General features: G+C 41.6%; 15 protein-coding genes. 1 reads left to right on the top strand and 14 read right to left on the bottom strand.

The features are described from left to right. From DBR11_RS22120 to DBR11_RS22090, 7 genes are all read right to left on the bottom strand, one after another. Positions 1-945: bifunctional helix-turn-helix transcriptional regulator/GNAT family N-acetyltransferase (locus tag DBR11_RS22120; protein ID WP_108554785.1), on the bottom strand; the 945-nt coding region annotated here is incomplete at its 3' end. Positions 946-983: 38 nt separating this feature from the next. Further along, entirely contained in the window at positions 984-1,385 is a 402-nt protein-coding gene (locus tag DBR11_RS22115) for a hypothetical protein (RefSeq protein ID WP_108554784.1), read from the bottom strand. A 44-nt stretch (positions 1,386-1,429) separates the two neighbouring features. Further along, the gene (locus DBR11_RS22110) at positions 1,430-2,941 is read right to left on the bottom strand and encodes a sialate O-acetylesterase (protein WP_199233918.1); all 1,512 of its coding nucleotides are present in this window, start codon (positions 2,939-2,941) and stop codon (positions 1,430-1,432) included. After that, positions 2,904-5,099 carry a glycoside hydrolase N-terminal domain-containing protein gene (locus DBR11_RS22105; protein WP_108554783.1) on the bottom strand — a complete coding sequence of 732 codons (2,196 nt, stop codon included), beginning with the start codon at positions 5,097-5,099 and terminating at the stop codon, positions 2,904-2,906. Before DBR11_RS22105 ends, DBR11_RS22110 begins: the two co-directional genes overlap by 38 nt. A 6-nt stretch (positions 5,100-5,105) precedes the next feature. After that, complete coding sequence (locus DBR11_RS22100) at positions 5,106-7,391, bottom strand: GH92 family glycosyl hydrolase (RefSeq protein ID WP_108554782.1); 2,286 nt, start codon at positions 7,389-7,391, stop codon at positions 5,106-5,108. Positions 7,392-7,478: 87 nt separating this feature from the next. Continuing rightward, the gene (locus DBR11_RS22095; RefSeq protein ID WP_108554781.1) at positions 7,479-8,996 is read right to left on the bottom strand and encodes a RagB/SusD family nutrient uptake outer membrane protein; all 1,518 of its coding nucleotides are present in this window, start codon (positions 8,994-8,996) and stop codon (positions 7,479-7,481) included. An 8-nt stretch (positions 8,997-9,004) separates the two neighbouring features. Next, positions 9,005-12,196 carry a TonB-dependent receptor gene (locus DBR11_RS22090; protein ID WP_199233917.1) on the bottom strand — a complete coding sequence of 1,064 codons (3,192 nt, stop codon included), beginning with the start codon at positions 12,194-12,196 and terminating at the stop codon, positions 9,005-9,007. A 485-nt stretch (positions 12,197-12,681) separates the two neighbouring features. Here DBR11_RS22090 and dctA point away from each other — a divergent pair, with 485 nt between their 5' ends. Then, complete coding sequence (dctA, locus tag DBR11_RS22085) at positions 12,682-13,938, top strand: C4-dicarboxylate transporter DctA (RefSeq protein WP_108554780.1); 1,257 nt, start codon at positions 12,682-12,684, stop codon at positions 13,936-13,938. A gap of 34 nt (positions 13,939-13,972) precedes the next feature. Here the strand turns inward: dctA and DBR11_RS22080 are convergent, their stop codons facing one another. The 7 genes from DBR11_RS22080 to DBR11_RS22045 all read right to left on the bottom strand — a co-directional run bounded on the left by DBR11_RS22080 (position 13,973) and on the right by DBR11_RS22045 (position 25,698). Continuing rightward, positions 13,973-15,445: a L,D-transpeptidase family protein gene (locus DBR11_RS22080; RefSeq protein WP_108554779.1), complete on the bottom strand. Its 1,473-nt coding sequence runs from the start codon at positions 15,443-15,445 to the stop codon at positions 13,973-13,975. A 429-nt stretch (positions 15,446-15,874) separates the two neighbouring features. Continuing rightward, positions 15,875-17,200, bottom strand: coding sequence for a DUF4302 domain-containing protein (locus tag DBR11_RS22070; RefSeq protein WP_108554777.1), 1,326 nt, complete (start codon positions 17,198-17,200; stop codon positions 15,875-15,877). Positions 17,201-17,222: 22 nt separating this feature from the next. Then, on the bottom strand, positions 17,223-18,539 hold the full coding sequence (locus tag DBR11_RS22065; protein WP_108554776.1) for a putative zinc-binding metallopeptidase: 1,317 nt from the start codon (positions 18,537-18,539) through the stop codon (positions 17,223-17,225). A gap of 16 nt (positions 18,540-18,555) precedes the next feature. After that, entirely contained in the window at positions 18,556-20,010 is a 1,455-nt protein-coding gene (locus DBR11_RS22060) for a RagB/SusD family nutrient uptake outer membrane protein (protein ID WP_108554775.1), read from the bottom strand. A gap of 11 nt (positions 20,011-20,021) precedes the next feature. Next, a complete protein-coding gene (locus DBR11_RS22055; RefSeq protein WP_108554774.1) occupies positions 20,022-23,648 on the bottom strand; it encodes a SusC/RagA family TonB-linked outer membrane protein in 3,627 nt (1,208 codons plus the stop codon). Positions 23,649-23,798: 150 nt separating this feature from the next. Next, positions 23,799-25,010 carry a FecR family protein gene (locus tag DBR11_RS22050; protein ID WP_108554773.1) on the bottom strand — a complete coding sequence of 404 codons (1,212 nt, stop codon included), beginning with the start codon at positions 25,008-25,010 and terminating at the stop codon, positions 23,799-23,801. Between the two features lie 82 nt (positions 25,011-25,092). Further along, positions 25,093-25,698, bottom strand: a complete 606-nt coding sequence (locus tag DBR11_RS22045) for an RNA polymerase sigma-70 factor (protein ID WP_108554772.1) — start codon at positions 25,696-25,698, stop codon at positions 25,093-25,095. Positions 25,699-25,788: the final 90 nt, after the last annotated feature.

Raw genomic sequence — 25,788 nt, 5'->3', positions numbered from 1 at the left:
TTGCAGTTCCATTTGGATGTTAACCCTTTCGTAACCGGTATTTCTGCCGGGCACCTTATTAAAACCGAGTTTATGATATAAGTTGATGGCTGGTTTTAGTAAAGTATTGCTTTCCAGATAGAGCTTATCTGCACCTAAAAGCTTTGCTTTTTCTATAACCGCCTGTCCGAGCAACCATCCCGCATGTTTGCCCTGAGCACGGGGAGAAACCGCCATTTTTGCCAGTTCATATCCATATTCAGGATCTGTTCTTTTAAGTAATGCACATACCCCTATAGGTTCGTCATTATAAATGGCCACAAAAATATGTCCACCATGATTTAAAACGTAACCTTCAGGATCATCCAGCATCTTATAATCTGCATCCTCCATTTTAAAATAGGTTGAAATCCATTCCGCATTAAGGGTTTTATAAACTTCTTTGTATTTAGGCTCATAGTTAACAATTTCTACATTTTTACTTTCCCTGGCCTTCCTCTGTTCCTGCACCCTCAGCAACAAAGATTTATGCTCCAGCAAAAACTCCCATTCTGCTACCGCCTTCCAAAGATCATGCTGTGTTTGTTGTGTAATTGCTTCAATGGCGCCCTCCAGATCTCCATACTGCACTTCAATCTTCTCCGTAATTTGTAAGCCCATTTTGGAAAGTCCTACAATATTCCTACGTCCGTCAGTTTTATCCTTTTTTTCTCTGATCAGCCCCTTTTTAGACATTTCACCCAGGATCTTACTCACCGAGGGATGTGAATGTCCTATCTCTTTGGCAATTTCAGTGACCGTCTTCTCTTCCCCCTGCGAAAGCACATAAAAAACAGGGAACCACTTTGGCTGAAGATCAACATCATATGATTTATACAGCTGTGCTGCATCTTCCGTGATCTTCTCTGTCAACATCCGAAGCCGGCTTCCAATGGCTATTTTACCAATCTTATCAAAAAAATTCATTATAAAATGACTAGGTTAGACTTCATATTGTTAGAGCGTTAAACTTTTCGTTGTAATTTGCCAGGCTTCAATTTATCCAGTTCCTTATGTTGCTCCGGCAATTGAATTCCTTGTTCTTTTTCCAGGATTTCAAACAGGTTTTCATACATCTGATTGCGGGTTCGTTCTCTCTTTAAGGCCGATTCCAATTGTTTGATGCGTTTCTCGGGATGAAGTTCATTTTTTCGCTGTGTACTTTGTTTTTTAGGATATTTCCAATCCAGGCAGCCATGTTTTCTCAGCCAAACCAGCACTGTACTCTTACCTTGTATACCATAGGCTTTTTGAGCTTCATGATAACTCATCCGGCCACTTTCAACTTCGCGAACCACGCGCAACTTAAAGTCAATCTCATAATCCCGCCGGCTTCGTTTAGGCGGCTGTTCTTCTTCTGCGTTCATAGATAAGTAACTGGTTACGCAATTATAGACATATAAATTTATATTTACAAAGGATCTGTGCTGTCTTTCCAATGATCCGTTCTGAAAGGTGAGGCTGGTAAACCAGCTCCATTGTATAAATTACAAAATGGATTGTTAGCCCATGCGTAACGAACGGCCACAGGGTGTGGCACCTCTGCACTGTTCACCACAATCTGATTTCCTTTGATGATTCCTTTGGCCGGATAGAATTTCTGATCCCGGCCCGCGATCAGAAAACCGTTTAACAGACTGTCTCCTTTACTCTGAAGCCCACCTTCTGTAAAATTAAAGTTCAATAGCACTTTATTTTCACTGATGCGATAGTGCTTTAACACAGGTCCCGAATATACAACAGGCTGCCTATACGTTTTAGCCAGTGCAATCAGGGCCAGGCGCTTTCCAACATCCTGCTTGTTTCTGGGGTGTACATCGTCCGGGTTCCCAAGATCAATAGTAACCGCCATTCCTGTATTTGAAACCGAGAGCGTTTGCCGCTGGGCATCCCTTAATTCGGGCCAGGAAAGCATATCTCCTTCTCCTTTAGCATAATTTGCCACTTGCACATAGTAAAAGGGAAAATCACCTAATTTCCACTTTTGCCTCCAGTCCTTAATCAATGCAGGAAACAGGCTACGGTACTGATGTGCACGGCACGCATTGCTTTCTCCCTGATACCAGATCACGCCTTTGATCTTGTAGTGAATAAAAGGATGAATCATGGCATTGTACAAAGCGGTAGGCCTGTTCGCATCTTCGCGTGTAAAAGATAATTTTTCACTGTTTGCATCCTGATGGAGCTGCGCAAGTGCAGGACCAAAACCAGGCACCGTTTTTATCGTTTGTTCACTAGTCCATGCTTCTATCACCGTACCTCCCCAGGATGAATGGATCAGACCAATTGGAATACCCGTCTTTTTGTAAACCTCCCTGGCAAAGAAATAAGCCACAGCAGAGAATTCATTTATATTCTGGGATGAACAAGGCTTCCATCCTCTATTGTCAATCCTGGCATTCTGCAACGGCAGATTACTATTTACATGGGTTGCCTGCAAAAGCCTGATGTTTGGATAATTTGCCTCGGCCAACTCTTTTTCATAGTTATTCACACTGGTCCAGCCATGCATCGGAAATTCCATATTGGACTGGCCGGAACAGAACCAAACATCACCTATCATTACATTTTTCAACGTGATTTCTTCTCCGTCAGAAATATGAATGGCATAAGGGCCACCCCAGGAAGGTGTTCCTATATTGATTTTCCAATTCCCTAACGGATCTGCTGTAATCTTATACTTCCTTGTCGTCCAGCTTGCCGTAAATGTTACATTTTTTAAAGCTTCCGATTTACCCCAGATCTCTATTTTACTCTTCTGCTGCAAGACCATATTATCGGTAAATACAGCTGGTAATATTAGTTTTGCCTGAACAGAACTGCCCAGACAAAACATTAAAAAAATGAAGACTATAACGCGTATTTCACTAAATTTCATGTTCAAATTATAATTTCCGGGTTTGAACAGTTTTAAATTTTCCATTCACTTTAACCCTTACTGATTTTACAGTTGGGGAGGTCAAAACATAAGAGGTTACTCTTCCTTTTTCCCATTTCATGTTTACCGTTACATCCCCTCTAGCCTTTAATCCTGTAACCTCTCCATAAGCTTCCCATGCCCGCGGAAGAGCTGGTAACAAGTCTATAAATCCTTCCTGACTTTGAAGTAGCATCTCGGCTACCCCGGCAGTGTATCCCAGATTACCATCAATCTGAAATGGCGGATGTGCACAAAGTAAATTAGCGTATACACCACCACCTTTATTATAATCTACATCTCCACCACCCACAAGAGAGATGAAATTCTTTAAAATCTGGTGCGCATGATTTCCATCATGAAGCCTTGCCCAAAAGTTCATTTTCCAGGCCATAGACCAGCCTGTAGATTCGTCTCCTCTGGCGGTTAAACTTACCTTGGCCGCCTCTGCAAGTTTGGGTGTTTTAGTGATACTGATTTGCCTTCCGGGATGTAAAGCAAACAAATGAGAGGCATGCCGGTGTTTGTCTTCCGGATCATCTTTATCTGCTTCCCATTCCTGTAACTGACCCCATTTACCAATTTTTGGCTGCAATAAATGGTCACGCATGTCAAGCACATGGTCACGATAGGATCGATCTATATGTAAGGAATCTGCAGCTTCCACATAATTGGTAAATAAGTCATATATAATCTGCTGATCATAACTCACCCCATCTTCTCTCGGTCCATGTTCCGGCGACCATCCATCTGGCGCCACCAATACCCCGTCTGGCCTGCGCTTTAAGCGGTCGTCCCAAAACTCACTAACCTCTTTCAAAATGGGAAAAGCAAATTTCTGCAGATAGGTCTTATCCTGGTTAAACGCATAATGCTCCCAAAGGGCCTGTGCATACCAGGCGCTACCTGGCGTATTCCATAAAAAACTCTCTCCTCCAAAAATATTATTTTCTGTTTTTACAGTCCAACCCCGCACTCCCGGATATTCTGCCTGCGTATTTTGCTTCTTCACTTCCCTCATGCTATTGATATAATCGAGATAAGGTACTGCACATTCAGCAAGATTGGTAGGCTCAGCCAGCCAATAATTCATTTGAATATTAATATTGGAGTGGTAATCAGACCGCCATGGCGGATTGTTGCTGTTGTTCCACAGACCTTGCAAATTGGCTGGCAGTCCACCTTTCCGGGAAGAACTGATCAGCAGATATCTTCCATATTGTGCCAAAAGGCTTTCCAAACCCGGGTCCGGAATCTTTTTGTAATTCACCACTCTTTGAACCGTTGGAACATCATCCTGTTGTACATTTCTACCGATCTGCAAAGCAAAACGATTAAACAAAGTCTGGTAGTCTTTCAGATGAGTTTGCTTTAGTTCTCCATATTTTTGAGCAGTTGCAGCCAACAGGTAACGCTGAACAACCTGTTCAGGATCTTCCCCCTTCCAATGGGCCGGTCTTTGATTCAGGTAACTGGTTGCTGCAGAAAGCACCATCTGGAAACTATTGGCTTTTTGTATCCGGATCTCCCTATTTCCCTCTTTGTCCTGCTCCACACTTAAGGTACCTCCCTCCTGTTTAAGCTGCAGAACTGCTGCATATTTTAACCCATTGTCTAAAACGCCACTGATCTCCAACCGATCTCTCTGTCCGTATGTTTTAGCTGCATGTGCATCTTTCAGTTTGATGGTTACGGTATAAGCGTTTTTCTCTTTTGCCGTATAGCTAAAAACCATGGCCTGAGCCGGGTAGCTTGCAAAATATTCTCTTGAATAATTCACACTGCCTTCTTTGTACTCTATTGTATGAAGGGCACTGCTGAGATTCAGAGCTCTTTTATAATCCTTAACCTGACTAGGCTTGCTGTGGTCAAAATCGATGTAAATATCTCCAAAAGCCTGGTATGCTCCCGTCTCTTTTTCATCACCTGTCCATAAACTGCTCTCATTAAACTGAATATGTTCCTGTTCAACACCACCAAAGATCATGGCGCCAATTTTTCCGTTACCGATAGGATAGGCCTGTGTCATCCAATCCTTTGCAGGCTTATCGTCCCAAATTTTAAGCCCTTTGGTTTCTCCTGTCTTACTCCCCTGTGCATCCGCTATGCCGGATGCAAATACCAGCCCTAATATTATCTTTATATATTTTGTACCGATGTTCATATTTCTTTAATTGATTTGATCTGGTATTCTATCTTTTGATTTAACCCCCCAATTCTTATTGGGCTTATTTCCCATAACAAACTCCATCAGCCCTCCGTTTACAATGTCTTTATGCAAGATATAAATATAGGGATAAGCTTTCCCATTTAATTTAACAGACTGAATATAGACTGCCTGATCAGAAACACCTTTTGCTGTGATCTTGAATGTTTTGTTGTTTTCCATGCGGATCTCTGCACTTTCAAATGAGGGCGAGCCGATGGCATAGATGCCATTGGCTGGATTTACTGGATAGAACCCCATTGAGCTGAATACATACCAGGATGACATTTGCCCGCAATCTTCATTGCCGGGATACCCTGCATGGCTATCGGTATAAAGTTCATTTACAATTTTTGCCGTATAAAACTGGGTTTTCCAAGGTTGACCAACATAGTTGTATAAGTAACTCACATGATGACTGGGCTCGTTCCCATGTGCATATTGCCCGATAAAACCAGAAGCATTGTTATTGGTTTCCTCAGACCCCCCCTCAAGCGTAAAAAATTTATCCAGTTTTTCTGCAAATTGCTGTTCTCCTCCAGTTAACTGTATCAGCCCCTTAATATCCTGAGGCACGTACCAGAAATACTGCCAGGCATTGCCTTCTGTAAAAGGATTTCCTCCATTAGACCCATATTTTAGCGGATCAAAGGGCTCTATCCATTTTCCATCCGAATTTTTGCCCCGGAAGAACTTAATTTTAGGATCGTATAAGTTTTTATAATAAGAGGACCGGTTTAGGAAATAAGTGTAATCTCCTGTTTTGCCCAGCTTTTTAGCCAGTTGAGCTACACACCAGTCATCATAAGCCATTTCGAGCGTTATGGACACAGACTGCGTTTGCAAGTCTTCAGGAATATAGTGGTACTTTTCCCAGATCCGGAACGGTGAATTGAGATGGGAAATCATGGAGGATCTTTTAATTGCTTCATAAGCACGTTCTACATCAATTCCATCTATCCCTTTTAATATCGCATCCACCAGTACCGGAATAGAATGATTTCCAATCATACAATAATTCTCCTGCCCCCATAACTGCCAGATGGGAAGATAACCATAGGTATCGTATTGCGACAATAAACTGCGAATAAACGCTGTACTGCGTTTCTGTTGAACCAGCGTATACAACGGATGTGCTGCCCTGTACGTATCCCATAAAGAAAAAGTGGAATAAAAAGCACCGTCTTTGCTATTTCTGGCAACATCATCCGTACCAATATAATCGCCATTCACATCAGACATCGTATTAGGTTGCAGGAAGGCATGGTATAAACTGGTATAGAAGATCTCCTTCTTCTTGGCCGAACCTTCCACCATGATCTTACTCAGTTCTTTTTCCCACAACAAATCTGCCTGCGTTACCCTACGATCAAAATTCCAATCGGATATTTCTGCCTGAAGGTTATTTTTCGCATTTTCAGTACTCACTGCTGAAATCCCTACTTTGAGGAGTAATGGTTCTCCATCCCTGGTATCTATATCAAATACAGCTCGTAAATCACTACCGTTCACCACCGGTTCATTTTCATATTCTTTATCACCGTTAACAATTAACGTCTTTAAAATAGGTTTTGAAAATTCCGCTCTAAAATAGACTTTACGCAGTTTTGCCCAACCTGTCAGTATCCTGAAACCTTCAATGGTATGCTGATCTATCACCCTGATCTGAGATTGAATAATTTTTGTAGACCAGCTGTTTTTGTTCAAGGTATGGTTCAAATCCAGCACCACATGGCCGGTGCTGTTCTTAGGATAAGTATAGCGGTGAAAACCGGCATGTGTAGTAGCAGTAAGTTCCGCGTTGATGCCATAGTCCAGCAATTTCACCTGGTAATAACCAGGCCTTGCAGATTCCTGATCATGACTGAATCGAGACCGGTAACCGCTTGCGGTATTCTTCTCCTCACCAGCTGTGGTAAATACCTTTCCAGTAGTAGGCATAAACAACAAATCAAAAAAATCAGCCGCACCTGTACCGCTTAAATGGGTATGGCTAAACCCTGCAATGGTTTTGTCGTTATAATCGTAACCAGAGGCGGCATTCCAGTCCGGAACATCTTTTGTATCCGGGCTTAATTGTATCATGCCAAAAGGGACAGCTGCACCAGGAAAGTTATTTCCCGATAAACTGTTACCATCAACAGGGCCTGTTCCGATAAAAGTATTGACATATGAAGTTACTTTCTTTTCCTGCGCGCTGACGATTAGGGGTAAAATGCAAAAACTAAAGAGGATCTTTCCAAATTTCATTTCTTACTAGAGGATTAGTTAATTACCTGTGTGTGTGTATGTAAAAGTAATTCGCCATGGCATATCATGTACCATGGCGAATTCCGTTTATTTGTAATTAGGATTTTGGACGAGTACTCCCCCACTTTTATCAATTTCTGTTTGCGGGAGCGGCCATTTGTAAAACTTATCTTCAAAATGATAAGAAACCGGACTATCTGTAACCTTGTTTAGAACATCCCCGGCAATATGCCATCTGAGCAGGTCGTAGTGACGCAAACCTTCGAAGGCAAGTTCAATACGTCTTTCATGACGTATTCTTTGCCGCATCTGCGCCTGATTATACCCCGCAGGGAAGGCCGGCATGCCCACACGCGCCCTTAAATCTCTCATGGCATCATAAACCGATTGATCCGGTCCGGCTATTTCATTTTGAGCCTCAGCATACATCAACAATACTTCAGCTAACCTCAGGATAACCGCATCCTGCTGGCTCAGCGTAGAAAATCCATAAGGGATGTTGTTCGGTTCCAAAAATTTAATCACTCCATAACCTGTTGGACGAGGATTTGACGGATGGTGTACTTTACCATTACCAAAATCTACAAAGTCAACAAACACCGTTTTCTTTAATCTTGGATCACGATTGTTAAAAGGATTGCTTGTATCCGTCAATGGAGAGGTACCATAAGGAAGACCATCTGCACACTCAAAATCATTAACGAAGTTTTTTAAAGGAGAGGAAGCCACCCAGTCACCATAATACATATCCCATGGCGCCGTATTACTCGGTGCTAAAAAGTTAACAGAAAAAATAATTTCGGTGTTGTTCTTTTGTGTCGCATCACGGAATATGTCTTCAAAATTAGTACTCAGTTTGTATTGTTTGATCACATCCAGACAAAGGTCTCTGGCTTGTGCCAAAACCGTAAGATCAGGAGTTCCCGTTGTTCCGTATCCGGAAAACATCAGTACTCTGGCTTTTAAAGCCTTTGCAGAGGATGATGCAGCATGACCTCCATTAGCGTAATAAGCGTTCGTATTTAGATTCGCTATGCTGAAGTCTAAATCAGCAATGATTTGGGTTAAGATCTGAGCTGCAGGAACCTTAGGCTGTTTTTGAGTACTGAGATCCAATGGCTCTAAAACCAATGGAACGTCTCCATAAATGCTGTACAACTGGAAATAGAAATACGCACGGATAAAACGAACTTCAGCTTGATAGGCCTTTCTATCGGCATCGCTGATGTCCGAACCCGTATAGGCAGTAAGATTTTTAAGAAGAATGTTCACCCTGGTGATTCCTGAATAACTGTCGTTATAGATTCCGGTTTCATACCCACCTGTTGTTGGATTTAAATTTCCTTGCAAAAAATCATTTGCACTACCAGAATTAAATTGGTTATAGCCATTATCTGTAAATCCGTCCCGAAAAGGCATGCCATAAGAAAATTCTTCTCCCTGCATTGACGAATAAACAGCTGCAAGTGCCCTGTCAAAGTCTTGCTTCGATTTGTAAAAGTTTGACGCTGCGATCTGATCCAGTGGATTCAGTTCCAGTGATTTTTTACATGCGCCCAAAGAGAGGCATGCAAATAATACAGTTGTTATAATACGAGTTTTCATAGGATCAATTAAAAAGTAACGTTTAGACCAAAGGAATAAATTTTATTTTGGGGATACTGAACCAAATCGCCATTGCCATAGCGCTCCGGATCAAGCCCTTTAAACTTTGTAGAAGTAAAAAGATTATCTCCTGAAAAGTAAAGTCTAACCCGCTCAAGGCCGATACCCTTAGTTACTTTTGTTGGAAGCGTATAACCTAAAACCACATTCTTAAGTCTTAAATAAGAGGCATCCTGTAAAAAGTAACTAGAAGCACGGGAGAATTTTTGAGGTGCACTCCAGCCCCAGTAAATGCGCGGCATAGTTGTAGAAGGATTCTCCGGAGTCCAGCGATCTAACCAATCTGTTGTTGGAGGCGATCCCTGAACAAATGGCGTAACACCCCAGCCCGAAACATAAGATTTTACACCATAAACGCCCTGGAACCTGGCTGAAAAATCAAAGCCCTTAAAGTTAGCTCCCATATTAAAGGAATAGTTCAGTTTCGGGTAAGCACCGCTGATTAATGTTCGGTCATTGGCATCAATCTTTCCATCACCATTTACATCTTTATATTTTAAATCGCCTGGTAAAGTGTTGTCATTAAATTGTTTTGGAGAATTGGCCACCTCCTGTGCAGACTGAAAGATACCAATCACATCCAGCATATAAAAATTCCCGATAGGTTGGCCTTCTAAATTTGTTGTATAGTCATAGATATCCTGCTGACCGTATTTTACCAATTTATTTTTAAAGCGGTCCAGGTTTACGCCAAAGTTGTAACTCAAACCATTTAGTGCTCCACTCTGTATCACATTGTTATAATTCAAGCCTAATTCTACACCCGTATTTTCAACAGTTCCGTCGTTAATAAATGGTGCGCTTAAGCCAACAATTGCAGTCACTTGTGACTGTCTGAGAATATCCGTAGTTCTTTTCTTATACCAGTCAAAAGTAACATTGAAATTCTTAAACAGCGTAATATCTGCACCAATGTCTGTCATTGTAGTGGTCTCCCATTTGATGTCAGGGTTATTCAAGCTTGTTTGTGCTACCCCTGTTGATAAGGTCGAATTGTCAAAAGAATAATTACCTGTCAAATCCAATAAGGCCTGATATGGATATAATTTTTCATAACCACCCACTGCAACCTTTTGATTGCCCAGTTTACCCCATGAACCTCTTAATTTAAAATTATTCAGCCAGGTTAAGTTAAGGTCTTTTACAAATTGCTCCTCTGTAGCTCGCCATCCGGCAGAAAAAGAGGGAAATACGCCCCATTTATTTTTTCCGTAAAACTTGGAACTCCCATCGTAACGTAAATTACCTTCTAATAAATAACGGCCCTTATAATCATAGTTCAAACGGCCAAAGTAAGACATAATCGCCCACTGGTTGGACGTACCGTTCGAGTTTTGCAAATCTGCCCCACCTGCGTTGAGCTCTTGCAAACTCTCATCAGCAAAATTCTTACGATATCCTTGTAAATAAGAATACTTACTCTGTTCAATACTGTAACCTCCCTGTGCTTTAATATTATGGCCATTAAAATCGTGGGCATAGTTCAAATAACTGTACAAGTTGGTGTAAACGGTTTGTTCATCCTGATCAGTCAATCCCTTTCCCAAATCCAGGGATGTACCAAACTGACCAGACCTGTAGTAATATTCGTCAATAGTAGATTTAAAATCCTTGTATTTATCCATATTGATATTTACAGCACCCTTTGTATACCAGGACAAGTCTTTAGTAAACTGGACTTCTATCCAGCCCTGGGCATTTACCGCATAATCATTAGTATTGTGGGTAAATTTTTTATCCAATACCGCAACCGCATTTTTATTGTTGTACTCAAAATCATAGGCCTTATAAGTATAACGGCCGCTACCATCTGGTAAAAAAGGACCATAAGTAGGTGCCTGCGACATGGCAGAGAGGAAAAGATCTTTAGAGCCTCCAGGTATGGATTCTGTAGTTCCCCCTTTTAGCAAAATATTTGTACCAAATTTGATGTGGTCATTTATTTTTGAAGTCAGATTCACACGGCCCGTATACCTTTTGTAATTAAATCCTTTAATAATACCGTTCTGGTCTACATAACCTAAGGACACATTATAAGTCGTCTTATCGTTCCCCCCGTTAAAAGTCAGGTTATGGTTTTGAGTAGGCGCCGTTTTGAAGATCAAACCCAACCAGTCGGTATTAGGATATTTCAAACGGTCTGTACTGTTTCTGTACAGATCAATCTGGTCCTGAGGGTAAAGGCTGTTCACATCATTCAATCCCGAATTCAGCCTTGCCTCATTATACAATTCCATATATTGTGCAGAATTGGTGATGAGTTTAAACATCTTCGTCGGCTTATAAATCCCCAGGTTTCCATCATATTGAACCGACATCTTCCCAGCTTTTCCTTGTTTGGTGGTCACCAAAACTACACCATTAGCTGCCCTGGACCCGTAAATAGAAGCAGAGGCTGCATCTTTAAGTACCGATACATTGTCGATGTCTGTTGGGTTCACATCACTAAAATTACCAGGAACACCATCGATCAAAACCAGCGGATCAGAACCAGCACTACTAAATGTACCGTTACCACGAATACGAATAGATACGCCTTCATTACCTGGTTCACCAGATCCTTGATTGACCTGTACACCTGGCATTGTTCCCTCCAACATAGCTGCAGCACTGACTACCGGACGTTTGGTCAATTCATCTCCACTTACTGTAGCAACCGCACCAGTTAGGTTCGCTTTTTTCTGCGTACCATAACCAACCACAACCACCTCATTAAGTTTGGACGATTCTTCGATTAACACAACATTAACCTGTGTTTTACCTGCAACAGGAACTTCCTGAACAATATATCCAATGAAACTAAATACCAGTACCGCCTGTTCATCCACAGCCTCTATTCTGTAACTACCATTGTTTCCTGTCAATACCCCTTTATTTGTTCCCTTTACCTTTATAGTAACACCTGGCAAAGGCAAACCATTTGCATCCTTAACAACACCTGAAACAACAATAGTTTGACCTGGCTTTATTATGGCTTTCTCTGATAAAGCTATTTTTAAATTATTCTTTTTAGAAGATGACTTAGCTGCACTGACCTGCACTACAGTAATCATCAGGAGAAGGCATGATAGTTTTAAACTCAGAAAAAATTTAAGCTTAATGCCTGGTGCTCCCTTTACGGCAATAGATTGTTTATACATCGTTTATTTGGTTAAATATTTATTGGGAAATATTATAGCTGTTGATCATCTGTCTTATTACAAAACAGGTAAACCAATCATTACATTAAATGAATCGTTTTACTACCCGGAAAGGAATCTGGAGTTGATACAAACTAAAACACATGAATAATTTGGTAAAGATGGGTTCATAATTTCATATTTGGTTGGGTTAAAGCAGTATAGTCTGTAGCATTCTGTACTATACTATACTACACTATAATACAATAATATCAAACATCTTTAAGATTTGCAAATTATCGGGTTAAATTTCAAGTAAAAAATTACAATGGAATCTGAGAACACATACGTAGCATTTAAAAAACTATAAAAATTTGTCTTATTATCCGCTAACAACTATAAATCATACGCTTTCTAAAAAATTATCTTAAATTCAACTCCCAACAACAGCAACAGCCTCCTGGTGCTGTTGTCTTAAACCAGACAGCGATTAACCAGCGCAAGCAATGAAAAAAATCTTCAGCAACCTTACCTTTCAAGTTATCTTAGCCATCCTTTTAGGTATAGAAGTAGGCGCCTACTTTCCTTCTTTTGCACCTACGGCCCAAACCATCAGCAAGACGTTCATCAATATGATCAGCATGCTTATTGCGCCCATCATCTTCTTTACGATTGTACTGGGTATTGCAAAAATGGGCGACATGAAAAAAGTTGGTCGTGTAGGCGGAAAAGCGCTGCTGTATTTTGAAGTGATGACTACCCTTGCTCTTTTTATTGGGCTACTGGTTGCCAATATCCTCAAACCTGGGGCAGGTGTTACCCCGGTACATGAAAAGATTAAAGATGTCGTACCATTGGCTACTGACAACATCAACTGGCTGGAATTTGTGACCCATATCGTCCCACATAACATTGTAGAATCCTTTGCCAGGGGAGAAATCCTGCAGATCTTGTTTTTTGCCATTCTGTTTGGCTTCGGCATGAGCAAAATGGGTGAGTCCGGCGCCTCAGTATTGCATGGATTTGAAAAAATCTCACAGGTACTCTTCAACATGATGAAGTTCGTGATGAAACTGGCACCCATCGGAGCCTTTGGCGGAATGGCCTTCACCGTGGGCAATTATGGCCTTCATACCCTGCTGCCCATGGCCAAAATCATGTTTACGGTCTACCTCACCTGTCTTCTGTTTATATTTGTGGTCCTTAACCTGGTCTGTTACCGCTACAAATTCAGTTTATGGGCCTATCTCAAATACATTCGTCAGGAAATTCTGGTGGTCCTGGGTACCTCTTCCTCTGAATCAGCACTGCCCAGCATGATGGAAAAGATGGAAAAGTTTGGCTGTTCCAAATCGGTAGTTGGTCTGGTCATTCCTACCGGTTATTCTTTCAACCTGGATGGCACTTCTATTTACCTGTCTGCTGCCCTGATCTTTCTTACTCAGGTATTCAACATTGAACTCAGTATCTGGCAGCAGCTCACTGCAATGGGTATACTAATGGTCACTTCCAAAGGAGCCGCTGGTGTTACAGGAAGCGGATTTATTGTATTGAGCACTACCCTGGTTTCCTTAAAGATCATGCCCATTGAGAATGTAGCCATCCTTTTGGGTGTAGACCGTTTTATGTCAGAAGCCAGATCCATTACCAATCTCATTGGCAATGGCATCGCAACCATTGTGATTGCCAAAAGTGAAAATGAGTTTGACGAACAAAAGTATCAACAAGTCCTAACACATTCCACTGCCGAAGACACCGAATAAAAGCTGTCCAGAAAACATAGGTCACAATTACAGATTACAGCAAAGTTCTGTACACAAGAGGATCCAGTTGATAGACATCTTTATACAAATGAATCAGGCCATTCTGATCTGCCCATGCCGTAAAATAGGTAATCCAGATGGGAACAGGTTTAGGCAGTCTAATAAATTTAGCTTTAGGATAGCCGCTGCTCATGGCCCGTTTGATCTGTTCGTATCTATCATTTTGCCCAAAAAGCGCCAACACAAGCTCCAGTGGTTTTTCTACCCGTACGCAACCATGACTAATGGCCCGCATCTCTTTTTTAAAAGGAGACTGTACCGGTGTATCATGAAGATAAACACTACTTTCATTCTTAAAGAGAAATTTAATTCGACCCAAGGCATTCTGTTCCCCGGGTTGCTGTTTAAAAGAATACTCATCCGGATCTGCCATACTCCAGTCAATCGAATCCGGATCCCCGATCAGTTTACCTTTCTTATATACATTAATATTGTTATTGGCCAGGTAATACCGATCCTCAGCGGCATTTTTAGTCGTCTCGTTTCTGGCAATACTTTGCGGAATATTCCACACCGGATTGACCTGTACCGAATAAATCATACTATTGAGCTGCGGGGTTTCCTTCTCCCCTTTCTCCCCTACACAAACCTTCATCTGCATAATCGATTTTCCCTGATTCAAAACATCAAGGTTAAAACTAGCTATGTTCACCCGAACCAAAGTTTGCCCGGAAGGCTGGTTCTTCCATCTCAACCGTTCCAGGTTAACCACAAGCGCCATACAAACCTCCTCCCTGCTTTTCATGGCTGTCCGCGCTTCCGCATTTAAAGCCCTCTGCAGAGCCAGGTACTGCCGGTTCTTAGGCTGTATACTATCCAGGTATTTCCTCAGAGACTGTACTTCCAATACATGAGAAATAGCTGCACTATCCGGCCTTAAGGTCAGCGTGCTGTAATGAGGACAAATCTTTGCGGGGTCAGTCAAACCATATTGCAATACCAAACTGTACTTAATCAAGGCACTTGCTACCGATAATTCCAGTTCCATACTGTTCCTGTAGCTTTCTTTACCAGAAACTGATCCTTGTTCCAGATATTCATCGTATCGTTTCTGAATAACCATTAAACCAAACAACTCCGGATTTAGCCCATGCTTACCCGCCTGCGACAAATAATCCAGAAAACCTTCAATAGAATGATCAATAAGGAATCTGGAAATCAGTACAGGCTGATAATTCTCCTTCTCATAAAAATGATGGATCAGCTCCGGATACACCAGATCATTCAGGTTACGCTTAAAAACCTTACTAAACTCAGACTGAAAATCAACGTCACTTTTGTTCATCTGCGCGACAGGCGCAGGCGTCACATCAGTTCTAACCTCAGATCCTACTTTAACCAAGGGTCGTTTTACCGTACAAGACCATTGAAAGACAAGACAAAACACCACCAAAAACAAAACACCCTTTTCAGAAAGCATTGTTAGCGTATGTCTCTTTGACTCCATAAATAAGCAGCTGAACCCAATCAACAAACACACTGACTTACAAATAGTTTCAAAACAAACTATAAAAAAAGAAAACTACTCCCCGCACCCTACTTCTCTACACCCTACTCTCAACACCCTGCTTCTCTGTTTCTCCACACCCCTGCTTCTCCACGCCCTGCTTGTCTGCTGCTCCACGCCCTGCTTCGCCACACCCTACTCTCAACACCCTACACGGTCACCCACCCTTTTCTGCAATTTGCGACGGAAAATTCTCGTACGCTGCGGAAAGACCTCAGAGATCTGCGGGCCCTTCAGCCCGCCTGATATCGTTAGTCTTGAAGCAGCTGTACAGAATTTTCCAAAAAATTCACCTCCAAAAGCATCATGTACAAAAAAGGGGTATCCGAATCCACGGATACCCCATTCCCTATTCACACTAAAATTAATCTACTTAATTAAAGTACCGTAAAAGAAGGAAGCCGGATTAGCAGTTGTATAAAAACCACCATAAGAAGCCCCTCCACCAGGATTAGAAACCCAATCCACTTTAAATGTATTGTTACTGAAGTAATCTTTTAACGACGTCAAACCACCACCAACAACACCCGCATTACCATCCGAAGCCAGATACACAAAAGAGTACGTTCCATTTGCATCCCTCGAATAGCTATAAGTCATATTGGCCTGAAAATTCGAATTCGCAGTATTGTGGTAATAAAACCTTAAACTCATCGTATTATCCAGGTTGATGATTACCCTCACAGCGTCCAATGTCCGGCCTGCATTTCCCACAGCCGCTAAACCAGTCTTGGCCGCATTATATTTCGTATTAAAATCAGAAGACAAGTTCGCGGCCACAGTAGCCGGATTGTACTCCATTTGAGAATAATCCTTTCCAGCCGGCATAAACAAGGTTCTGAGCGGAATAATAGGTGTTACAGAATTCTGCAAGTCAATACGGGTACTACCAGACATGGCATAATAGATCTTCGCAGCCGGATCGTATAACAACTCATTAAAACTGAAATTACCATATTTCAAATAACCGCTGAGTGTAATTTTATTGATGCCATAAGCAAAATTTACTGTTTGCAACTGACTGACTTCTTTACTGTCCAGATAATTTAACTTCACCGTTTTTGCAACAGGATCAATCAAAATGGCACCTTTAGTCCCATCAGAAAACAGCAAATAAGGGTTTTTATTTAGCTGTAAGTAAGCTGTATTCGCCTCAGTCATCGTTTTAAGCCCACCCGCCACCAGGGCTTTCGACTCCTCAACACCCAGTTTGATCATCACCATTTTATTGCTGTTAAAAGTTCCCTCCATTTTGATGCTATCGCCCGCTACAGAAGCAAAGGCAAATTCAAAATCCGAAGACAAACCAGATGCAGAAGCACCACCGCTTACCGAAGCATCAGGATCTGCAGCCAAATGGATATAATTGTAGGTATCAAAAATCAATGTAGGACGTTGCAGCGCTTTCAAACGATAAGTGCTTTCCTGCAAGGTCGTAGCTGTAGCTGCATTAAAATCAGACAACATTTTCACTTTACCATCTGCACCAAACAGAAAATAAAAAGAGAAACCCTTTCCACCTTTAGGGTAAATCATCGCTTTCCAGCCATTGGTTGCCGAGGTAATCTGACTCTTATCCGCATCTAAAGCCTTTGCCAGCCTGGTGTCAGGATCATCAAAGATCGGGTCCTGATCTTTTTTACAACTGGTTATAAAAGCAACTACAACCAGCAGAATATATATTATTTTTTTCATTGGAATATATTTTTAGAATGAATTAATTACCAGGAACACCAAAGAAGAAAGATGTTGGATCAGCTGTTTTAAAAAGACCGATATATTCTGATGCATAATTCGGACTATAAAACCACTTATAAGTAAATTTATTCTGTGTCAGATAATTTGTTAAACTGGTTACACCTGAAGCAATAACCCCGGCATTACCGTCGGTACTCGCCAGCACAAGAGAAATATTACCATTAGCATCTGAAGTTACATTGTAAGTAAAATTGGCCACCAAAGCACTTCCTGTTGAGCTGCGGTAATTTAACCTCAATACCATCTGATTTGCAGCAGGATAAAGAATATTGAAATTATCCAGGATACGCCCTGCACCTCCTACCAATGCCAAGCCTGTTTTTGCAGCAGCAAAAACGTCTTTAAAATCAGCTGATAAACCTGGTAAATTGTCTGGGTTAACGGTTAAAGCCGTATTGTTCTTTCCAAAACCCAAATAAGTTAAGGGCGAAAGCGGCGCAGTCTGGTTCAACGCAATTTGTACGCGGCTTTGCAGCGCATAAATATCAATGCCCCAGGTCTGTTTAAAATAACTCACCACCAATTGTTCTTTTGCCCGGATAGCAGCCACTGCTGTAGCAGATGTATTGGCCTTTAAAATCGCCTCATATCCTTGCTTTCCTTCGGTCAGCATAATAGAAACCATCTCGGCATAATCCTCACCAGGAGCAGCCTGGGCATACTGGCTAATGAAACCATTTGCTGCAAAAGCTGAACTGTTGTTCCAATCTGCCGTATATCCGGCCGGAGTCACCATTGGAAACTCCTTCTGATAGGTAACGGTCTGGTTCAGGATGTGTGTAAATTCGTGGTGTATCGTTTTCAATACCCTCTTTGCAACCGAACGGTCTGTTTTATCAAAATTATTGACATTAAATAAAGTGACCTTAACACCACCTTCTGCTTCTCCTAAAGTAACCGTACCACCGGAGTTGTATTGTAAACTACCCACCAGTACATATTGCTTAGGTGCAAATCGTTTTATAAAATCCTGTCCGATTTCTGCCGTGTAAGCATCAATCCAGCAGGATTTAACCACCTCCATTAAAGGCTGTACTTTTTCGAATTTAGGTGGAGTAAGTGTTTTGGAATTGTCGTATTCCGTACCATCCCATCTGTATTTTACACTGATGTTGTAAGGCTTGGTAAAGTTATTATACAGCCACTGGTCCAGTGCTGTTTGCTCCCAGGTATCGCCACCCAGACCAACGATATCCCGATCAAGATTTTCGTTCTTTTTACAGCCCAGGAAGGAGGCAACAAAAAAGAGTAAGATTAAAATATATTGTCTTTTCATGTTCTTGGTTCTAAAATTAACGTGGATTTTGTGCCAGACCGGCAAGAGTAACTTCTGAAGGCAACTGCCAAAGCTTACGCTTGTCGTCAGCAGCCAGTTCCATTGTGTTTCCATTGGCATCAAGATGTGTAACAGTCATTTTTAACCGGAGGATATCCATCCATCGCATACCCTCTTCCACAAATTCGGCACGCTTCAAATCCAAAAGCGCATACAGGTAAGCTTGTTTCACATCCTCGGTTTTGGCCGCATAATAGGTGGTGATCTTTGTCTCTGTTAAGTTGCTGCTTGCGGCAACATAATTCGTCATTCTGGTGCTGATCAGTGTATTCATATCTGTAAGTGCTTCTGCATACTTTCCTTGCATGATATAGGCTTCAGCCCTGTTTAAAAGCACCTCTTCAGTAGTCAGCAAAGACTGCATCAGATAACCCACTCCTGTACTTGCATTGATACTGGTACGTACAAAATGTTCATAAAGTTTTGGCACAAAATAGAAGGTAGAAGAGTAAGAATAGGTCTTATATGCATTCAGGCTTAAACCAACCGGAGCAAGAATACTATTCAAACGATTTTGGCTCAAAGAATAAATTGTTCTTGCATAATTTCTTGCTGCCCATGAAGATGTTTCACAAAGCAACAGATTACCCGGATTGGCTGCGCTCGACATATTCTGTGCAATCTCGGTAGAACCTCCTGTTGGAGAACCAAAAGCCAGCCACGGACGAACATTAGCCGCAAAATTATTGGCAGGGAAAGCCAGGCCAGCATATTGAACAACTTTGGCCATGTCTTTTTTAAAGAGGTAAAATCGGGTGGCAAAGGCATAGGCTGCCTTATGGGTAAAATGATATGCCGGAACCCGGTATTGCTCATCCTTTAATAATGGAATACCAGCAAGTAAGTCCTTTTCGATCTGCTCGTACACGTAGGTCACTGTTTTTCTTTCGTAGTTTTTAAGAACTACACTTTCCGGTGTGGTTACATAGGGTATACCCGGATCAGTTGCTGCCGTTGCCGGATCATAACATTTAGAGAAAAAAGTAACCAGCATGAAATGAGCGTAAGCGCGGGCAACCAGGGCCTCCCCTTTTTGAGCGCTGTAATTCTGCGGATCACTTATTTTATCTATCGCATCAAGTGCCTGGTTCGCAGCCGCGATAGCCGCGTAGCAGTCATTCCAATAGTTATTCGGGGTATCCTGTCCGGTACCTTCCACATCCTTCCAGAAATAGGCATCCCTGTTTTCAGGTTTATCATATCCGGTTGTACTGTTAAAAGAAAGGTTGTCAGACATGGCCTCGGCAAGCATAATATAGCTTCCGCTAGGGTAAGCTGTTACCAATAACTCTGAAACCTTTTCCGGGGTATTTAATTTGGTCCGCTGATCCGGAGCCTGCTCCAGATATTTTTTACATCCGGTACCCAGGGATGCTATAGAGATCAATAAATATGCAGTATATTTTTTCATTTCAAATGCTTTTAAATTCCAACTTTTAAGGACAATGTAAATTGTTGCGGGATAGGCAATGCCACACCACCAGAACCAAAGAACTCCGGATCCTGGCCTTTTAATTTTTTATCCGCATAGATCAGCCAGATGTTGTTACCTTGTAATTTTAAAGACAGAGAGTTTACACCAATGGTCTTTGCAAATTTCCTGGACAGATCGTAACCTATAGCTACCTGTTTAAGGCGTACAAATGAACCATCTGCAACCCTGTCTGAAGAATAGTTATAAGCAGTGAACGGATATTTACCAGCCAAAGACTTAACCATCAGATAATCAGCAATTGCAGGAATATTGGTCATGTTTTCATCTCCAGGTAGAGTCCATCTGTCCAGAAATTCTCTTGGCATGGCTTTACTGTCGTCATAGGTCGTATAAAAAACATTGTTTAACCTGATCTTGTTACCCGTTTGGTAAGAAACAAAGAAGTTAAAATAGAAATCTTTATATCTAAATGTATTGGTCCAGCCACCAGTAACCGGAGGATCTACCGGGCCTTCATATTTCAGGTAATCTGTTGTGGTACTTTGAACATAAACACTGGTATTGAGCTGTCCGTAATCGTCTATAAAAGTAGGTACACCAACACCATTTAACTTTTTGAAATCTATAGAATACAAGCCTCTTACCGCTCCACCTTCTTTAGGACCGCCTTCTGGTACGATTAAATCGTAGATACGCGGCTTGCTCTTTAAGTTTGAAATCCTGTTTTTAGAGTACCCAAAAGTAAAATTAGTTGACCAGCTGAAATCTTTTGTTTTGACCGGCATACCGCCAAGCGTAATCTCTACCCCCCGCGATTTCATATCCGCATAATTGGCGTATTTGGTGAACTCCCCTCCAATACCTGAAGTACGGAAACTTCCGATCAGGTCAAAACCATTTCTTCTGTAATAATCGAAAGAGAAATTTACACGGCTTTGAAATAGCCCCAGGTCCACACCTATATTCGTTTCGTATTGTTTCTCCCAGGTCAGTTCAGAGTTTTCCAAACCATCCAGTTCAATCCTCGGCTCCACTTCAGATAACCTCGGTCTCAAGGTTGTACTGTTGGTCAATACCACCGATGAATTGGTTGCACTTCCCATACTCGCGGTTAATCCGTATCCTAACCTCAGTTTTAAAAAGCTGATGCTTGGAATCTTCTTAATGAAGTCTTCTTCGTCCACATTCCAGGCACCACTTATGGTCCAGGTTGGTAGCCATCTGGCTTTACTGGTTTCTCCTAAACGGTTACTTCCATCATACCGGTAGGTACCGTTAATAATGTATTTTGAGTCGTAAGAATAACTTCCGTTTGCAAAGAAGGCTGCATATCTGTCATAGAACTGGTCCATTCCATAATAATTGTAATTGCCTTCCAGTTGCATTTTTATAATGCGGTAATCAATGAAAGGTTTACCTCCCTTATCGTATTGGTAACCATAACCATTGCTGAAACTGTTTTGACGGTTTGCATATTTGATCTCCTGCCCGACAAACGCACTCAGGGCATGCTTACCATAATCATGCCTCCAGTTGATCTGGTTTCTTACGTTAAAATTCAACAGGTAATCATCATTCCTGTTGTAAAAACCACCCTGTGGCAATACCGTTTCTTTGTCAATGATCTCCGGATGATCAGGGTCATCATACAGGAAAATATTGGCATTGGTGATGGTAGAGTTTGGCATATAGCGGTAAGCCGCTGCCATATTGGAATATTCCGTAATCTTGTGTTCGCGCGTGGTCTTAACATAACGCATGGCGCCAACAGATCTGAATTCAAAATCTTTCAGGAATTTATAGTTCAGTTCCCCCTGTAATTTCATATCAATCATATCCAGATCGATATAATTGTTATCTAATTCTTTTATAATGTTAAAAGGCGCATAATTACGGGTAAAGTACTCCAGGTTTCCATTTTCATCATATGGTCTTAAAGTACGGCTGGTGTTTAGCGCATAACTAAATGGATTGATGTCGAAATCACGGGTATATTTACCTTCCACAACATTGCTGGTGCGGCCCAGTGTTCCTGGTACCCTCTGCTGACGAAAAGCGCCTGTAGCCAGGATACCTATATTCAATTTTGGTGAAAGGGTATAATTTCCACGCAGGTTCATTGTATAACGTTTGGCCTTGTCTGCAATGGTCCATCCGTTATCATTATAATAACCCATAGAGAAATAATGCTGCGATTTCTCAGATCCTGAAGAAATGCTCAGGGAATGTTCCTGTACAAAAGAATTCCGGAAAAGTACATCAAACCAATCGGTGTTTGCTTTCGCATACTGCTTTAGAAAGGCGGATCTTCCTTCAGGCGTATTTTCTACACCAAACTGTCCGGAAGTCGCATCAAATGTATTGATCTGCTGGTACATTTTAGCAAATACTCCGCCATTCATACCGTTCACAATATTAGGTGATAAACCGCCTTTACGGTAAACTTCAGCATATACAGACATCTGATCTGCTGAATTCATAATATTATAAGTATCGTAGCTTGGTTTCAAAAAGGTAGAAAAATTCCCACTGTAATTAATCGTCGTATTTCCAGCCTTTCCTTTTTTAGTGGTGATCACGACCACACCATTCATCGCTCTTGCGCCATACAAAGCCGTTGCAGAAGCATCTTTCAGGATATTGAAACTTTCGATATCATCCGCATTGATCCCGGCAACAGATGACCCGATTAAAGTGGTCGCATCACCACTCGAAAGCTGATCGTTGGAAATGTTTACAATGTCTTCCAGTACCACTCCGTCTACTACCCAAAGTGGCTTGTTCTCACCAGAAATGGAAGTTGCTCCGCGAACACGTATTTTAGGTGCCGTACCAAAGGTTCCGGAAACATTTTGCACCGATACACCGGCCACTTTACCTTCCAGCATACGGCTCACGTCTATCACTCCGTCCTGTTTGACATCCGAACCTTTAATGGTCGTTGCGGCACCAGTAAACAATTTCTTTTCAATGTTCTGAAATCCGGTAACCACCACTTCATTAAGGGCATTGGTATCCTCATGCATTTGAATGCTAAAGGTATTTTTTCCAGTAACAGGAATCTCCTGATTTTTAAAACCCAACATACTCACCACCAGGACATCTCCATCCTTCACCCGAATCGAGAAGTTACCCATTTCATTGGTAGAGGTGGCCAGTGTACCGCCTTTAATTCTGACCGAAACACCAGGTAAGCCAATACCATCATTCGCAGATACCACTCTCCCGGTAACAATCCGGTCTGGTACCGCAGCTACATGTACCGCTTTAACCAGGATGTCTTTGTCTTTAATGGTAAAAGTTAAATTTCTGGGCTCAAAAATAGATTTAAGCACATCTGCTATTTCTTTATCTTTTACCTGTACGGTGATGGGTCCGGTGCGTTCCAGTACTTCATTACCGTAGATAAAATCGTAACCAGTTTGTTTTCTTATTTCTTTAAATAGTTCCTTCAAACTGACGTGGTCCTTGGAGAGCGTTACCCGCTGGGCAAAAGTGGTTGCTGATGCCTGTAGGGAAAGGACCAGGATTAATATTCCTGTGAGTTTCATAACCAGTATGGCAATTTTATAAGGGGCAATAGCGCTCCTTATTGAATGTGAATAATCATTCATATATTTGATTTGTAGGGTTTAAGTATTGGTTGATTGACACAATGAATAGGGTAACCCTTCAACCCTGCCGCCAAGCAGGATTTTTTGACCTTTCCGGGACGCAATCCGGAAAGGTTAATTTTTGTAGGTTAACCTCTAGAATTTTAGTAATTATTTCTTCATAATCGTCTCCTTTCCTGTTTTAACAGTGATTTGTTTCGCTTCAACTTCAAATTCCAGACCGCTGGTTTCTTTCAGCATTTCCAGGATCTTGGATAATTTCTTTGTTCTGGAAATCATTCCTGTAATGTAGAGTCCTGGCTTTACATCCTGGTAAACGACCTCTATATTGTACCACCTCTTAATCTGGCGCATTACCTGCTCGATGGGTGTATTGTCAAACTGAAAATAGCCGTTCTTCCAATCTGCAACCTCTTCCGGATCAATATTTTTCAGGCTGATATGATCTGAACTACTGCTAAATAAAGCCTGCTGACCCGGAACCAGCAACTGGGAATTTCTTTCCAGATTTACCCGGACAGAACCCTCTGCTAAAGAAACTTCAGACCGGGGTTCATCTGCATAGGACATAATATTAAAATGAGTGCCCAATACGGTAACTTCCGCTTTCCCGGCTTTTACTTTAAAAGGATGATTCTTATCCTTTGAAACCTCAAAATAAGCCTCTCCGGTTAATGTCACATTTCTTTCAGCTCCTGTAAATACCGCCGGAAAGGAAATCGATGAACTTGAATTCAGCCAAACCTGGCTGTTATCTGGAAGAACGATCTTATACTGACCCCCGGAAGGGGTGCTTAAGGTATTTATATAAGACTTACCTTCAATATCACTTCCATCACCAGAGGCCGCATCATACATCAGCATTCCATCCGCTGTTTTACTGATTTTGGTTCCACCCTGACTGGCCAGCAATCCTTCGTTCCTGGCATCAAGAATGATTTCTTTTCCATTCCCAAGTTTAAGAACCGCTTTATTGCTCCCCGGCTCTTTATCCTGGTGGAGGAATGCAACAACCTTTGTTCTTTGTTTGAGATACTCAGCGCGTTCCTTCCATACCAGCAGTCCTGCACCCGCAACTACTGTCCATACCGCAGCTATTTTCAGCACCTTTTTCCAAAGAGGCCGAACCTTTCTTTCTTCGGGTGCAGACACAATCCCTGTAAACATTTCATCCCAGTTTACCGTATGCACACCTGCCCCTGGCACAACGGTTTTATACCGCTGCTCCATCTCGGTCTCTAAGCGGCGGCTATATTCATCCAGTTCCAGGTAATTAAAAAACTCTTTTAATTCTTCCTGGTTTACTGTTTTATTTATATATTTTTCGAGAAGGTATTCAAACCTTTCTTTTGTTCTCTCCATCAGGACAAATCACTGCTATTTGTGCAGTACTATCCTATAGTTACATGAAAGCGCTTAAAGGACCGCCTTAAATTGATTTTTTTTAAAATATTTTTTTTAGAAAGACAAAAAGCACCATTAAATGGCTTTCCTGGGCCAAAAAGAGGCGCACATATCTTAAAACTTCAACCATAATATTTTTCACCCTGCTCCGTGAAAGTCCGGTCTCTGCAGCAATATACTCATGGCTCAGTCCTTCCTCCCGGCACATCCTGAAAATTCTCTGCTTCTGTTCGGGCAGTCTGGCGATGGCTTCATCTATGCGTTTCTTACTTTCACGAAAGTCCATATCCTCCTGGGTAGCATTGCTTTCAGTTTGCATATTTGCCAGGATGATCCGCTGCATTTTTTCATCTCTTATGGCATTACCGATGTAGCGCATGGTTTTGTTCCTCACCAGGGTATAAATATAATTTCTTGGATGTTCTACGTTTGTCAGGTTGTTCCGCTGTTGCCACAGACTTAAAAAGGTTTCCTGAACAATCTCTTCTGCATCAGCTCTGGAATGAATAAAATTTTCCACGAACGTGAATACCCTGCCTTTATAGGTATCAAATACCTCTTTAAAAGCAGCTTCATCACCCATAGAAATCTTATGGAGCAATAGCTTTTCATTGATCAAATCATAAACTACCCTATGGGTTGCCATATTTATGCTTTAATTTAGTTCGTTTAGGAATAACAGTTCTTTAATTCAAGATTTCTTTTGGAAATAGCAATGAATTGTTTGGTTTGGTAT

It is taken from the genome of Pedobacter sp. HMWF019 (assembly GCF_003061025.1).
Lineage (GTDB): Bacteria > Bacteroidota > Bacteroidia > Sphingobacteriales > Sphingobacteriaceae > Pedobacter.
The sequence above is the reverse complement of the archived record's forward strand: the minus strand, read 5'-3'. Positions and strand labels throughout refer to the sequence as shown.

Bases quoted from the DNA above. Each gene is read 5' to 3' on its own strand.
- DBR11_RS22115 (WP_108554784.1), bottom strand. From the start codon at position 1,385: ATGAACGCAGAAGAAGAACAGCCGCCTAAACGAAGCCGGCGGGATTAT.
- DBR11_RS22110 (WP_199233918.1), bottom strand. From the start codon at position 2,941: ATGGAAAATTTAAAACTGTTCAAACCCGGAAATTATAATTTGAACATG.
- DBR11_RS22105 (WP_108554783.1), bottom strand. From the start codon at position 5,099: ATGAACATCGGTACAAAATATATAAAGATAATATTAGGGCTGGTATTT.
- DBR11_RS22100 (WP_108554782.1), bottom strand. From the start codon at position 7,391: ATGAAATTTGGAAAGATCCTCTTTAGTTTTTGCATTTTACCCCTAATC.
- DBR11_RS22095 (WP_108554781.1), bottom strand. From the start codon at position 8,996: ATGAAAACTCGTATTATAACAACTGTATTATTTGCATGCCTCTCTTTG.
- DBR11_RS22090 (WP_199233917.1), bottom strand. From the start codon at position 12,196: ATGTATAAACAATCTATTGCCGTAAAGGGAGCACCAGGCATTAAGCTT.
- dctA (WP_108554780.1), top strand. From the start codon at position 12,682: ATGAAAAAAATCTTCAGCAACCTTACCTTTCAAGTTATCTTAGCCATC.
- DBR11_RS22080 (WP_108554779.1), bottom strand. From the start codon at position 15,445: ATGGAGTCAAAGAGACATACGCTAACAATGCTTTCTGAAAAGGGTGTT.
- DBR11_RS22070 (WP_108554777.1), bottom strand. From the start codon at position 17,200: ATGAAAAAAATAATATATATTCTGCTGGTTGTAGTTGCTTTTATAACC.
- DBR11_RS22065 (WP_108554776.1), bottom strand. From the start codon at position 18,539: ATGAAAAGACAATATATTTTAATCTTACTCTTTTTTGTTGCCTCCTTC.
- DBR11_RS22060 (WP_108554775.1), bottom strand. From the start codon at position 20,010: ATGAAAAAATATACTGCATATTTATTGATCTCTATAGCATCCCTGGGT.
- DBR11_RS22055 (WP_108554774.1), bottom strand. From the start codon at position 23,648: ATGAATGATTATTCACATTCAATAAGGAGCGCTATTGCCCCTTATAAA.
- DBR11_RS22050 (WP_108554773.1), bottom strand. From the start codon at position 25,010: ATGGAGAGAACAAAAGAAAGGTTTGAATACCTTCTCGAAAAATATATA.
- DBR11_RS22045 (WP_108554772.1), bottom strand. From the start codon at position 25,698: ATGGCAACCCATAGGGTAGTTTATGATTTGATCAATGAAAAGCTATTG.